Raw genomic sequence first — 12983 nt, 5'->3', positions numbered from 1 at the left:
GTCCGGACCCGGTCAGTACACGAGGGCCTGCGCGCCGTCCTGGACCGCCTCCTCCACGAAGGAGGGGGCCCCGGCGATGCGCACGCCGTCCAGGAGGTCGCCCGGGGCGAGCTCCCGCCGGGCCGCGCACTGCGTGCACACGGTGACCCGGCCCGCGGCGAGCACCGCGTCGAGGAGGTCCTTCAGGGGAGCGGCGTGCGGGAGGGAGAACTCCTCCGCCCGGCCGGGGACGGCGAACCACGCGGACTCACCGGTCAGCCAGAGGGAGACGCCGACCCCGCTGGCCAGGGCCGCGGCGGCGACCGTGAACGCCTGGTTGCACCGCTCCGGGTCGTCCTCACCGGCGGTGACCTTGATCACCAAGGAACGAGACATGGTCGTCAGCCTACTCACAGGGCCGTGAGGGTCAGTATCGCCCCCGCCACAGCGCAGAAGCCGAAGGCGGCGGTGAGGACCATCGCCTCCGTCCTGCGGGGCGACACACGCACCGGCTGCTCGTCCACACCGTGCTCGATGGTGATCGAGCCGTCCTCGGGCGCGGTCAGGAGCACGCGTCCGTCCCGTACCCGGAGCTGCCCGGTGACGCGCACGCGGGCCCCGGGCCGGATCACCCACTCCCGGTACTCGAACTCGATGGTCTCCCCCCGGAAGACACCCGAGATCCGCCCCCGCACGCGGGGCAGCAGGTCGTCGGCGGGCGATGCCACGCCGGGCTGGGGGCGGCCGACCAGGCGCTTCAGGCAGAGTTCGGCGCCTTTGGGGCCGGTGTCGCCCGGGACGACGAAGACGCGGTCGGCGTCGCCCCCGCGCCCCTCGGCGACCAGACCGAACAGGTCGTCGGAGCCGTAGTCGGCGATGGAGTCGCAGGCCCGTTCGCGGACCGCGCCCTCGGTCCGGTCGCGGTTGAGCGGCCAGTAGTGGCGGAGCACCTCGTGGCCGTGCCACACGCACTCCACGCCCGCGAGACCGGAGGTGATGGGGCCGTCCGGCCCCGGCGCGGCCACTCCGGTCAGCGTGACCCGCCGGCCCTCCTGGGCGGTGAGGGCGCCCGGCCGGAGCTGGGCGAGTCCGCGCTGCCGGAGCCAGCGCCGGAGGGCGAGAACGGTCAGCGGGAGGAGGACCACCGCGGCCACGAGCAGCGCCGAACCGATCACCAGTAACACAGGCCGCCCCTTATGGAAGTGCGTCGGAGGTCTTCGTCGGCGGTTGGCGTAACACCCCGTGGCCACACCGCGTTGCTGACAATCTTTACCAGTTCTCCGGGAAAGCGGGGCCAATTGGGCATGTCCGGACCACGGCACGGGAGTGGCCGGAGCCGCCGCTCGCACGGCGGTGGTCACCGCCACTCGTCCGCCGCCGCTACGCTCTGGTGTCATGGACGCTGAGGCACATCCCGATCTGGCGAAACTGTCCTTCCTGATCGGTCACTGGGAGGGCGTCGGCGTCGCCGGTTACGCCGACGTGGAAGAGTTCCAGTTCGGACAGGAGATCGAGTTCACACACACGGCCGGTCTTCCGTACCTCGCCTTCACCAGCAGGGCCTGGCGGATGGGCGCGGACGGCAAGCCGGGCGAGCTCGTCGCCGAGGAGTCGGGGTACTGGCGCGCGCGCCCGGACTCCGATGCGGGCAAGCGCGAGGACGGCGAGCAGGTCGTGCACCTGGAGGCGCTGATCTCGCACCCCGAGGGCTTCATCGAGGTCTACCTGGGCAACGTGTTCGCGAACCGGGTGGAGATGCACACCGACGCGGTGGTGCACACCGAGACCGGTATCGACGCGACGGCCTCGCACAGGCTCTACGGCCTGTTCGGCGACGACCGGGACACGCTGGGGTACGCCTGGGACCTGGCGGCGCGCGGCCACAGCCTGCGCTCGTACATGTCGGCGCAGCTCAAGCGGACCGGCGCCGGCAAGTAGGGGCGGGGTCCGGGCAGGGACAGACCCCGGGCTGGTTCCCGCCGCGGGGGCGGGGCCGGTCGGACGAGTCCGGCAGCCCGGGGTCCGGGTGTCCGTCTGGGATTCGCTGCGGGCGACGCCGCGCGAACGCGAGCGTCGCCCTAGCGGACGGCCACCTCGCCAGTCCTGAGATCAATCACTCTCAGACCACCTCCTTTCTTGCGTGACACCGACGATACGTCCCGCGGCGGGCCCGGGGCAAATGTTTTTCCTGTGCGCGAAACCGCAGGTCAGAGCGGTGTTTTCGGACTCTTTACGGGGCGGCTAGTCTCGGCTGTATGACTTCGCCGCTGATGAGCACACCGGGCGCCGTGGGCGCCGAGTCCCCCGACTCCGGGGTCGCCGCGCACTACGGCGACCCGGCCCACGAGGGGCGCGCCATGGAACGTTCGAGCGCGTGGGTCGACCGGAGCAACCGGGGCGTGGTCCGGGTCGGCGGCCCCGACCGCCTGGGGTGGCTGAACGACCTCACGAGCCAGTCGACCAAGGGCCTGGCCCCGGGAACCGCCACCGAGGCCCTGATCCTGGACACCCGGGGCCACCTCCGCCACCACCTGTCCCTCGTGGACGACGGCGAGGCCGTCTGGATCCACACGGAGCCCGGCGGCGGGGCCCCGCTGGCCGCGTTCCTGGACTCCATGAGGTTCATGCTGCGCGTCGAGGTGGAGGACCTCGGCGACTCCCGCGCGGTCCTGACCGTGCTCGGCCCGGACCGTGCGAAGGCCGTCGAGGCCGCCTCGCTCGGCGACGTGCCCGTGCGCGCGGCGGAGGACGGCACCGACCTGTTCCTTCCGGTCGAGCGCCTCTCCGCCGCCGCCGAGGCCCTGACGGCCGCCGGGGCGCGTCCCGCGGGGATGTGGGCGTACGAGGCGCAGCGGATCGCCGGGCACCGGGTGCGCCCCGGGCTGGACACCGACGACCGCACCATCCCGCACGAGGTGGACTGGGTGGGCAGGGCCGTCCACCTGGAGAAGGGCTGCTACCCGGGCCAGGAGACGGTCGCCCGGGTGCACAACCTGGGCCGGCCCCCGCGCCGGCTGGTGATGCTGCACCTGGACGGCACCGCGGAGCGCCTGCCCGAGGTGGGCAGCCCGATCGAGCTGGAGGGCCGCCCCGTCGGCCGGGTGGGCACCTCGGCCCGGCACCACGAACTGGGACCGATCGCCCTCGGCGTGCTCAAGCGCTCCGCGCCCGTGGACGCCGACCTGGTGGTGGAGGGCATCGCCGCCGGGCAGGAGGTCGTGGTGGACCCGGACACCGGGGCCAACGCCCAGATCACCCTCCGCAGGCGCCCCCGCTAGCCGTCGGCCCCGGCGCTGTCCGGCCGCGCCGACGGCGCCCGCGTGCGGCGCGGCCGGTCGACCGTCAGTTCGGGCTGAGCCTGACCTCCCCGTTGATCAGGACCGAGGAGAGCTCGGTCCCGGCGGGGACCAGGAACAGGATGTGGGTGGTGACCGTCTCCCCCGGGGCGAGGTCGTCCCAGAAGTAGTCGTGGGCGACCGTGTACTCGGCCCCGGGGTCGTTCGTGTACTCGCTCCCGTCGGTGGCCAGCCCGAGCGACCCGACCGGGTCGAAGGCCGCCGGCGCGGACCCCGCGTTGGTCACGTCGAGGCGGAGGATGAAGTACTCCCAGCCCTCGGGCGCGGTGTCGTGCATGCCCATGCCGTCCGTGATGGTCGCGTCGGTGTAGGCCGTCTCCACCGTGACCGCGAACTCCCCGACCGCGACGGAGACGCCGTCGTACGATCCGGGCGGGACGGACCCGGTCCCGCCGCCGGTCTCCGGCTCGGCGGTCTCCGGCTCCTCGGGGCCGGCCGTCCCGGATCCGGGCGGCTCCGCGGCCCCGGGGTCGCCCTCCTCGGGCTCGCGGCCGGACGACGGGCCGGGTTCCTCCTCGCCGACGGTGACCCGGACGTCGGGTGACGGGACGCTGTTCAGGGAGACGACGGTCCCCACGCATCCTGCCGCCGCCAGGAAGACCGCCACCGGGACGGCAAGCGCCCGCACGACGGAACCCCGCCCGGACGGTGACGGCCGTCGATCACTGGTACCCATATATATGTGACGCAAGTCACTTGCCCGACATTCCGGAGTTGTGACCTCTTTGCCCGGGGAGCCCGGCCGCCCCGTCCCGGGCCGGCGGTACCAGGGGGCGAGGGCCTGCGCGGACCGCGTCCGCGCAGGCCCTCGGCGGACTCCGGGGCTCCTGTGCCGGTCAGACCGTCAGGACGATCTTCCCCCGGGTCCGGCCGGTCTGGCTCAGGCGCCAGGCGTCGGCCGCCTCCGTCAGGGGGAACGCGCGCTCGACGTACACGGAGACCTTGCCGTCGTCGATGAGACGGGACAGCCCGACGAGGTCGGCGGAGTCGGGGCGCACCCACACGTAGTGGCCGCCCCTCTCCAGGACGTCGGCGTCCGCGACGGAGGCGACCCGGCCCGGGCTCCCGACCAGCGGAAGGGACTGCTCGGCCGCCCCGCCGCCGGCGAAGTCCAGCACGGCGTCGACGCCCCCGGGCGCCAGGGCCCGGACCCGGTCGGCCAGGCCGTCGCCGTAGACGACGGGCTCGGCCCCCAGGGAGCGCAGGTAGTCGTGGTTGCGCTCGCTGGCGGTGCCGATGACGCGGGCGCCCCGCGCCACCGCGATCTGGACGCCGAACGACCCGACGCCGCCGGCGGCGGCGTGGACGAGCACCGTGTCACCGGCTCCCACGCCGACGCGCCTCGACGCCTGGTAGGCGGTCAGGCCGGCGAGCGGGACCCCCGCGGACTCCTCCCAGCCCAGCGACACCGGCTTGGGGGCGAGCATGCGCACGCTCGCCGAGACCAGCTCGGCGTAGGTGCCGTTCTTCGCCCAGTCCTTGCGGAGGTACCCGTAGACCTCGTCCCCGATCCCGTACTCGGTCGAGTCGAACCCGACCGCCTCGACGACGCCCGCGACGTCCCACCCCGGGATCAGCGGGAAACCCGCCTCCATGACGGGGTCGAGCCCTCCGGCCGCGAGCTTCCAGTCGACCGGGTTCACCCCCGCCGCCTTCACGCGGATCAGGACCTCCCCCGGCGCCACCTTGGGCTCGGGAAGCTCCACGAGGGCCAGGTCGTCAGCGGAACCGTACTGGTGCAGTGCCATTGCCTTCATGCCCAGGGCAGCGTTGTGGGGGGCCTGTTCATTCCACGGGCCCCGCGGCCGCGCGGGCGCCGGGCCCCGCCCGCGCCCCGGCCGCACGGGCGGCACACCGGCGCGGACGCGGGCGGGGCCCGGAGGACAGGGAGTGGTTCCGTGTCCGCCGGGCCCCGCGGCCGTGCTCCGTGCGCGGCGCTACTGGCGCAGCGCCGCGGCCATGCGCTCGTCGTGCAGCCGCTCGCCCCAGGACGGCGCGAGCGGGGCCAGCTGGCCCACGCGCCAGCGCAGCAGCAGGTCGGCCAGCTGCGGGTTGCGGGGCAGGGCGGGTCCGTGCAGGTACGTGCCCAGCACCTGGCCCTGGTAGGCGCCCTCGGTGCGGTCGTCGTTGCCGATGCCCCGGACCGTGGTCGACAGCGGGCGGGCCGAGGGGCCGATGGCCGTGCGGCCCTGGTGGTTCTCGAAGCCGGTGATCCGTCCGACGCCCAGGGAGGGCTCGACGTCGGCGACGATCTCGCCGACCGCGCGCGCCTGGCCGCGGCCGCTGCGGATGTCGAGGATGCCCACGCCCGGCAGCGGGTTGGCCTCGTCGTCGCCGTAGGTCTCGCCGATGATCTGGTAGCCGGCGCACACCGCGAAGACGCACGCGCCGCGGGCGGCGGCGCGGGCCAGCCCGCCGTCGGCGCGCAGGCGCTCGGCCGCGAGGATCTGCGGCCGGTCCTCGCCGCCGCCGAGCAGGTAGATGTCCCCCTGCTCGGGCACCGAGTCGCTGGAGTGGACGTGCACGATCTCGGTCGGGATGCCCCGCAGTTCGGCCCGGCGCTTGAGGATGAGGACGTTGCCCTGGTCGCCGTAGGTGCTCAGGAGGTCGGGGTAGATCCACACGATCCGCAACGCACTGGTGTTCGTCATGACTCTCCCCTACTGGACGCGGCCGTACGCCGTGCGGATCTGCTGGAAGGCGGTGTAGTTGGCGATGAGGTCGACCTTGGTGATGTCGGGCTGCTCGGCCTTGAGGCGGCCCAGCACCTCGTCCACGCGGTCGGCGATCTCGAACCGGACCCCGTCGGTCTCCAGGCGCAGGGCCAGGTCGGTGCGGCGCTCGCCCATGACGAACACGCGGCGGTCGCGCAGGACCGTGTAGTCGACGTCCCACAGCCAGGACGTGTCCTTGCCGTCGGGGATCTGGGCGTTGACCGCGAGGATCACCGGCGTCCGGGGCGGGTCCAGCACGGCGAACGACTCCAGCCACCCGGCGGGGTTCTTGGAGAGCAGCAGCCGGACCTCGACGCCCATGGTCACCACGGACGTGTAGCGGCCCGCGACGGAGGTGACCTCGCGCAGGCGCTCCACGGTGCGCTCCGGGTGGATGCCGTACCCGGCGGCGGTCGCGGCGGCGATCGCCGCGTTGGCCCGGTTGGCGTCCCCGGGCAGGTTCATGCGCAGCTTGATCCTCTGGCCCTCGGGCGTGACCAGGGTGTCGGTCTCGTTCTCGACCGCCCAGCTCGTCCGGGGCCGCGCCAGACCGCACTCGGGGCACTCCCAGTGCGGGTCGGCCTCGCGCCGGAGGTGGCCGCCGCACTCGGGGCAGCACCAGGAGTCCTCCTTCCAGCGCTGGCCGGCGGAGACCCAGGTGGCGTTGGGAGCGCCCAGGCCCGCCCAGGCGACGAGGGGGTCGTCGGCGTTGGCGATGACGTGCGCGTTGCTCTTGCCCAGGGCGGTGCGCCACTTCTTGGCGAGCAGGTTGATCTCCGAGGCGCGGTCCATCTGGTCGCGGCTCAGGTTCATGAGGACCACGAACGCCGGCTGGGTGGCGAGCAGCACCTGCGGGAGGTACTTCTCGTCGACCTCCAGCACGCCGTTGACGGCCGAGCGGTTGTCGGACAGCGCCGTGATGTGCCCGGTGGGCATGTTGGCGCCGTACTCGTTGGTGGCCACGTCGCCGAACTCGCGCAGGGCCTGCGCGATGAGCCTGGTGGTGGTGGTCTTGCCGTTCGTGGCGCTGACCAGGGCGAGCCTGCGGCCCCGGGCGAGCTTGGCGAGCAGGTCGGGTTCGACCTTGAGCGCCACCCTGCCACCGATGACGGAGCCGTCTCCCCGCCCGGTGGCGCGGGACAGGCTGGCTGCGCTCCTTCCCAGAACCGATGCCAGTTGGGCGCGCAAGGGAAGCTCGCTCATCTACTCTCCAGAATTGCTGGATCACCCGCGCCGTTCGCTCCTGGGAGGCGGCGGGCGATGTGTCGGGCCAAGCTTATTGTCCACCTGGGATCAGACCCGCCAGTCCAGCCTCTCCGGCGGCGGTCCCAGGTTGGGCGGTACCTGCCCCCGGGACTCGCCCGCTCCCGCGGGAGCCGGCGATCCGTCGCGGACCGCGGTGCCGTCGGGTGTGTCGGAGGCGGCGCCGGAGACGTCGGCGCGGGGGTGACCGCCCTCGGCGTGCCGTCCCCTCCCGCCCCGGCGGCCCTCGGCCGCCCCGGTGCCGCGTACGGCCGGCGGCGTGGTGCTGGAGTTCTGGGAGTCGTCCACGGTGGCCAGTGTGGCTGTGGACAGGGTGAGGATACCCGGGTTGGTGTCCGCGAGGACAGGGCCGTCGGCGGTCAGGACCACCGCGGCGGTGGGGGGAAGTCCGCGGAGCGCCCCGGCGTCGAGCAGGCTGACGCGGACGAAGGCGTCCTCTTCCTCCCCGTCGGCGCCAGGTGCGTCGATTCCCGCCGCCTGGGCGGTGGCGCGACCCCATGACGTGGCGGATCTCACATGACGAACCAGGTCCAAGGGGGCGATAGCGGCGGCGGCGTTGCGGATGACCGCTCCGGACTCGGTGTGGGGGGAGGCGAAGAACCGGTCGTCGGCCTCGATCTCGTCCTCGGCCCCCTCCTCCGCGCCGGGGGGCGGGCCGCCCGCCGCCTCGCCGACCGCCTCGGTCAGGCGGTGCAGCCTCATCCGCGCGGGATCGTGCGGGCCCGGGGCCGTGGCCACCGCCCGCTCGACGGTCTCCGCGGACTCCCCGTGCTGGCGCATCACCACCGGCAGGCAGGCGGGGTCCGCGAACCTGGCGAGGGCCGAGGTCGAGGGCGTGCGGAACATCAGGACGACCTCCACCCCGCTGTCGGCCCCGGCGGAGAGGACCTGCTCGACCTCCTCCGGGGGGAGTGTCTCGGCGCCGCAGACCACGACGGTCCGCGTGCGGTCCTGCCGGCGGCCCCGGCCCCCGCCGCCGGGGGGCGGGGCCGCCCCCTCCAGGAGCTCGCTGAGCGCGGAGACGGCGTAGGTCCCGTACACGCGGGCCGCGGCACGGCCGGAGGCCCGGTCGGTGGAGATGATCTTGACCTGCGCGTACTCGCCGTCGTCCGCCCGGGTGCCGACGGCCTCGAAGGGGCTGAGGCGGCGTTCGAGCTCCCAGGCCCGTTCACGGACGTCGGGACGGTCCGCGCAGCGCTCGCGCACCCGGACGCGCTGGTCGGGGGTGAGCAGGGCGAGTGCCGGGTCGTCCTCGGCCGCGTCCTCCAGAGGGGTGATGAGGGCGCGCAGGCCGCCGATGAGCTCGGCGATGCCGACGCGCGGGCCCAGGACCTCCAGCAGGCGCAGGATCAGGGTCTCGTCGGCGTCCGCGTCGTCGGCCTCGCCGGACGCGGCGGCGACGGCGGACAGGATGCGCGCCCGCTGGCCCGCGTCCAGGTTGGTGCCCAGCGTCATCCGGGGCAGGTCGGCGGGCAGCACCCAGCGGCGCGGGTCGACGGCGCAGCGGCGGGCGAGCCGGACGAGCTCCCGGGCCACGGAGCGCCCGGTGAGGTCGACGACGGTGAGGTCGCCCCCCTCCCGGAGCCGGGAGACGCCGACGGTGGCGAGCAGCGCCGACCACCCCGCCTCCGTGCCGCCGACCACGACGACGGCTCGGGCGTCGGCGGGGACGGTCACCCCGTACCAGCGGGGCTGGGCCTCGTAGGCCCGGGAGGCCGCCTGCCACTCGGTGTACCGGCGGGCGTGGTCGCGCTGCTGCTGGTGCAGCACCCGCTCGCGCTCGTCGCGCTCGGCCGCCAGCCGCTCACGGGCCCTCTCCAGCCGCTCCGCGACGACCTGCCGGCTCTGGACCAGGGCGAAGACGACGGGGGCCGCGACGGCGGCGCACGCGAACACGCCGCCGAGGGCGAAGCTGCCGGGGAGGATGCGCAGGCTCCACAGCAGCGGGCACAGCAGGGCGAACAGGCCGAGCCCGCCCAGGGCGTAGTAGAGGGGGCGGTTGGTCTGGGCCTCGCTGTCGCGCTGGGCGGCGATCCACTCCTCGCTGACGCTCTCGGAGTCGGCGGGCACGGGCCTGCGGGGTGCCGGTCCCGGAGGCGGGAGGAGCACCGCGTGGCGCCAGCCGACGTAGGTCCGCCCGGCCTCTCCTCTGGCCGTGCCGCCGGTTCGGGGGTCGGGCACCGTCCTCACACCTCCTGACCGGCCGCTGGGGAGGGAGCGGCCGGGGTCGTTCACGCGGGACCCCGGCGGTGGCCGGAGCGTGGGCCCGATGCTGCCAGCTGCCCGGCGTGCTTGTCACGGTCCCACCGCGGTCGACACGCTGTCGGACGCCGGTACCGGCCGGGCGGCCGACCGGGCCCCGCGCTCCCTCCAGTGAAGCAGGACCCTGAACGGCCTGCCAGACCAGGACGCGCCCTGTGGACGAACGCGCGACCGCCCCGGCCGCGGGGCGGCTCCGGAGCCCCCCGGGCCGGGCGGGACGGCCGTCCCCGGCGCCCGGCCCCCGACAGCGCGGAGCGCCGGTCCCGGACGGTCTCCCGTCGGTACCGGCGCTCCGCGCCCGAACTGTCGTGTCGGCCGTGGGTCAGGCCTGGACCCGGAGGTCGATGACCTTGCCCACCTCGGCCCGCACCGGGTACTCGCCGGTGAAGCCCTTGGACGCCAGGACGCGGACCTTCCAGTCGCCGTCGGCGGCGAAGAAGCGGAAGGTCCCCTCGTCCCCGGTGGCCACCTCGCCGACGAAGTCGTCGGAGGCGTTGAGCAGGCGGGCGTAGGCGCCGCGCAGCGGCTCGCCGTCACGCGTCACCGTGCCCTGGATGACCGCCTGGTTCCCCGCGTCGACGTCGGCGAGGGCGACCCCGCCGACCGGCGCTCCGCAGCTGTCGCTCACTTGGCCTCCGCCTCTCCGAGCTCGACGGGCACGCCCACCAGGGACCCGTACTCGGTCCAGGAGCCGTCGTAGTTCTTGACGTTCTCCAGGCCCACGATCTCGTGCAGGGCGAACCAGGTGTGCGAGGAGCGCTCGCCGATGCGGCAGTAGGCGATGATGTCCTTGTCCAGGTCGACGCCGGCCCCGGTGTACAGCTCCCGCAGCTCCTCGGCGCTCTTGAACGTGCCGTCCTCGTTGGCGGTCTTGGCCCACGGGATGTTGCGCGCGGTCGGGATGTGGCCGGGGCGCTGCGAGGTCTCCTGCGGCAGGTGCGCGGGGGCGAGCAGCTTCCCGGTGAACTCGTCGGGCGAGCGGACGTCGACCAGGTCCTTGGTGCCGATGGCCTCGACGACCTCGTCGCGGAAGGCGCGGATCGAGGTGTCCTGCTCCTTGGCGGTGTACTCGGTGGCGGCGCGCTCGGGCACCTCCTCCACCAGCTCGCGGGAGTCCAGCTCCCACTTCTTGCGCCCGCCGTCGAGCAGGCGGACGGCGTCGTGGCCGTACAGCTTGAAGTACCAGTAGGCGTAGGCCGCGAACCAGTTGTTGTTGCCGCCGTACAGGATCACCTGGTCGTCGTTGCCGATGCCCTTGGCGGACAGCAGCTTCTCGAACCCGGTCCGGTCCACGAAGTCGCGGCGGACAGGGTCCTGGAGGTCCGTCTTCCAGTCGATCTTGACGGCGCCGCGGATGTGTCCCTTGTCGTAGGCGGACGTGTCCTCGTCGACCTCGACGAGGACCACGTTGTCATCGTCCAGGTGAGCCTCCACCCAGTCGGCGTCCACGAGGACGTCGGAGCGGCTCATAGGGAACCTCCTGTGTTTCTTGTGCGGTGTCGCGTGTGCGGTCGGTGCTCCCGGGGTGCTGCCGTCCCGGGACGCGTGGGGTCGAGCCGTCCTGCCCGACGCCGTGCGGCGGAGGGCGAGAAGGTGCTTCCCGCAGCCGTGGCGGAGGCCGGACGGCCTACGGGGAGGGCTGCGGGGGGTGCGGGGGCGGACGCGGCGATACCGGGCCGCTCCGTGCCCGCCGGGTGACCGGCGGGTCCGGGAACGGCGGAGGCGTGTCCTGCTCCCTGTGCGGACCGTGGCGACCGGCCGGCCCCCGGTTCGGCCGGTGGGCCGGAACGGGGGCGTACGGAGGCGGGGAACGGCAGGCCGGGCGGCGGGTGGGCCGCCCCGGCGACCACCGCGAACGCGAGGACCGGTGCCCGGAGGCCGTGGACCCCGGGGTACGCGGCGGCCGTCACGGGTGCGGTCGGGACAGCGGTTGAGCACTGCCCGCGAGGGTCGGCCTGCATGGTGTGTCGTCCCCTGCTGCGTACACGGTGGAAGGCCAGTCGCACGGAGGGAGCGGGGGTCGGGAAGCCCGTCCGCCCTAGGGACACAGACAGAGCGCGGCGGCGACGCGGCAGAAGTCCACTGCCCGTCGCTTCGTCAGATACGCGCTCGTCAAGGAAGTCACGTTCTAGACGCTACAGTCCCCGTGACGCGTTTGTCACGCGTGGGGTAGATCACAGGGGGAACGTTCGCGCCGGGGCGTACGGGGACCCCCGATCAGCGGACGGCCCGGCCGAGCGCGGCGATGACGTCCGCCTTGCGCGGCTGGCCGCCGGCCCGGCGCACGATCCGGCCCCCGGCGTCGAGGACGAGGACCGTGGGGGTGCCCGCGACGTCGAGCCTGCGGACGAGGTCGAGCCGGGCCTCGGCGTCGATCTCCACGTGGGCGACGCCGTCGACCATCCCGGCGACCTCGCCGAGGACCCGCCGGGTGGCGCGGCAGGGCTGGCAGAAGGCGCTGGAGAACTGGACGAGCGTGGCCCGCTCGCCCAGTTCGGCGCCGATCTCGTCGGAGGTCAGCGCGTCGGCCGCACCGGGCCGCACCGCGGCGGGCCGGTCCCCCGGCGTGCCCTCGTCCCGTGTCGTCACCGCTCCGTCCTCCTCCTGGTGTGCCGTCGGCGCGCCCCGCGCCGTGCGTTCCCGGCGGCGCCCGGAACCCCGCCGCCGGGTGCGGGCCGTCAGGCCGCGTCGGCCCCCATCAGGGGGACGTCGGACCCGGTGCCGGTGATCCGCAGCCCGGTGGAGGTGGGCTCCATGTCGGTGACGGCCAGGCCGAAGGGAAGGGCGGGCGCCTGCGCGCTGAAGGTGAGGGAACCGGAGACCAGGCCGCTGACGTCGCCCGGGACACCGTCGACCTGGATGTCGTCGGGGGTGAAGGACAGCGTGTCGCCGTCCACGCCGAACTCCCCGCCCGCGTTGACCGAGGTGCTCAGGCCGAGCTCCGGGAGGGCGAGCTCACCGGTGATCCGGGGCTGCCCGTTCTCCGTCGTGATGGTGATGCCCTCGGGCAGGTAGGCGTTGAAGTAGGAGTAGGGGACAACGGCCGAGCCGTCCAGCTGCCCCGCGACCACACTGGGCTGGTCGAGCATGTCCGCCAGGGGCGCCCGCACGCCGGCGGCGGTCGCGTCGATCTGCTCGAGGGTGACGCCGTTGAGGGTGGCGGTGTCGGCGGTGATGCGGATCTCGGAGTACTCGCCCCCGAACACCTGCGGCAGGAACGCCCAGCCCTCGATCTCGACGGTCGGCTCCTCCGCCATCTGGAGCTGCTGTGCGAGCTGGCGCGCCACGGCGCTCTGCGCGAAGCTGCGTCCCCCGACGTCGGCCGCCACCACGAGGGCGACCAGGAGGATCAGGAGGACGACAAGAAATTTACGCATCGGGAATCCCAGCACACTTTCTTTCGCTCCGG

General features: G+C 73.9%; 14 protein-coding genes. 2 read left to right on the top strand and 12 right to left on the bottom strand.

Going from position 1 to position 12983, the window contains the following annotated elements; genetic code table 11:
- Positions 1 to 12: 12 nt before the first annotated feature.
- Together OUQ99_RS02480 and OUQ99_RS02475 are read right to left on the bottom strand one after the other, a co-directional pair.
- Positions 13 to 375, bottom strand: coding sequence for a DsrE family protein (locus OUQ99_RS02480; RefSeq protein ID WP_267947790.1), 363 nt, complete (start codon positions 373 to 375; stop codon positions 13 to 15).
- Between the two features lie 14 nt (positions 376 to 389).
- Positions 390 to 1163 carry a GIDE domain-containing protein gene (locus OUQ99_RS02475; protein ID WP_267947789.1) on the bottom strand — a complete coding sequence of 258 codons (774 nt, stop codon included), beginning with the start codon at positions 1161 to 1163 and terminating at the stop codon, positions 390 to 392.
- A gap of 211 nt (positions 1164 to 1374) precedes the next feature.
- Between OUQ99_RS02475 and OUQ99_RS02470 the strand changes: the two genes are divergently transcribed.
- Positions 1375 to 1917: an FABP family protein gene (locus tag OUQ99_RS02470; RefSeq protein WP_267947788.1), complete on the top strand. Its 543-nt coding sequence runs from the start codon at positions 1375 to 1377 to the stop codon at positions 1915 to 1917.
- 317 nt (positions 1918 to 2234) lie between these two features.
- Positions 2235 to 3257 (top strand): YgfZ/GcvT domain-containing protein, encoded by a 1023-nt coding sequence (locus OUQ99_RS02465; protein WP_267947787.1) that lies wholly within the window; start codon positions 2235 to 2237, stop codon positions 3255 to 3257.
- Between the two features lie 64 nt (positions 3258 to 3321).
- On the opposite strand, the gene OUQ99_RS02460 is transcribed toward OUQ99_RS02465, so the two are convergent.
- From OUQ99_RS02460 to OUQ99_RS02420, 10 genes are all read right to left on the bottom strand, one after another.
- Positions 3322 to 3963: a DUF4352 domain-containing protein gene (locus OUQ99_RS02460; protein ID WP_267947786.1), complete on the bottom strand. Its 642-nt coding sequence runs from the start codon at positions 3961 to 3963 to the stop codon at positions 3322 to 3324.
- Positions 3964 to 4171: 208 nt separating this feature from the next.
- Positions 4172 to 5092, bottom strand: a complete 921-nt coding sequence (locus tag OUQ99_RS02455) for an NADP-dependent oxidoreductase (protein WP_346660232.1) — start codon at positions 5090 to 5092, stop codon at positions 4172 to 4174.
- Between the two features lie 180 nt (positions 5093 to 5272).
- Complete coding sequence (locus OUQ99_RS02450; protein ID WP_267947784.1) at positions 5273 to 5986, bottom strand: type 1 glutamine amidotransferase; 714 nt, start codon at positions 5984 to 5986, stop codon at positions 5273 to 5275.
- 9 nt (positions 5987 to 5995) lie between these two features.
- Positions 5996 to 7252 (bottom strand): Mur ligase family protein, encoded by a 1257-nt coding sequence (locus OUQ99_RS02445; RefSeq protein WP_267947783.1) that lies wholly within the window; start codon positions 7250 to 7252, stop codon positions 5996 to 5998.
- Positions 7253 to 7342: 90 nt separating this feature from the next.
- On the bottom strand, positions 7343 to 9493 hold the full coding sequence (locus OUQ99_RS02440; RefSeq protein ID WP_431061475.1) for a hypothetical protein: 2151 nt from the start codon (positions 9491 to 9493) through the stop codon (positions 7343 to 7345).
- Positions 9494 to 9896: 403 nt separating this feature from the next.
- Positions 9897 to 10202 carry a DUF1416 domain-containing protein gene (locus OUQ99_RS02435; protein WP_267947782.1) on the bottom strand — a complete coding sequence of 102 codons (306 nt, stop codon included), beginning with the start codon at positions 10200 to 10202 and terminating at the stop codon, positions 9897 to 9899.
- On the bottom strand, positions 10199 to 11044 hold the full coding sequence (locus OUQ99_RS02430) for a sulfurtransferase (protein WP_267947781.1): 846 nt from the start codon (positions 11042 to 11044) through the stop codon (positions 10199 to 10201). Before OUQ99_RS02430 ends, OUQ99_RS02435 begins: the two co-directional genes overlap by 4 nt.
- A 568-nt stretch (positions 11045 to 11612) precedes the next feature.
- A complete protein-coding gene (locus OUQ99_RS31630; protein ID WP_352983320.1) occupies positions 11613 to 11699 on the bottom strand; it encodes a putative leader peptide in 87 nt (28 codons plus the stop codon).
- A gap of 92 nt (positions 11700 to 11791) precedes the next feature.
- Positions 11792 to 12118 (bottom strand): TlpA family protein disulfide reductase, encoded by a 327-nt coding sequence (locus OUQ99_RS02425; protein WP_267950222.1) that lies wholly within the window; start codon positions 12116 to 12118, stop codon positions 11792 to 11794.
- Between the two features lie 134 nt (positions 12119 to 12252).
- Positions 12253 to 12951 (bottom strand): LmeA family phospholipid-binding protein, encoded by a 699-nt coding sequence (locus OUQ99_RS02420; RefSeq protein ID WP_267947780.1) that lies wholly within the window; start codon positions 12949 to 12951, stop codon positions 12253 to 12255.
- Positions 12952 to 12983 lie beyond the last annotated feature (32 nt).

Source organism: Streptomonospora nanhaiensis, from assembly GCF_026642255.1.
Lineage (GTDB): Bacteria > Actinomycetota > Actinomycetes > Streptosporangiales > Streptosporangiaceae > Nocardiopsis > Nocardiopsis tropica.
The sequence above is the reverse complement of the archived record's forward strand: the minus strand, read 5'-3'. Positions and strand labels throughout refer to the sequence as shown.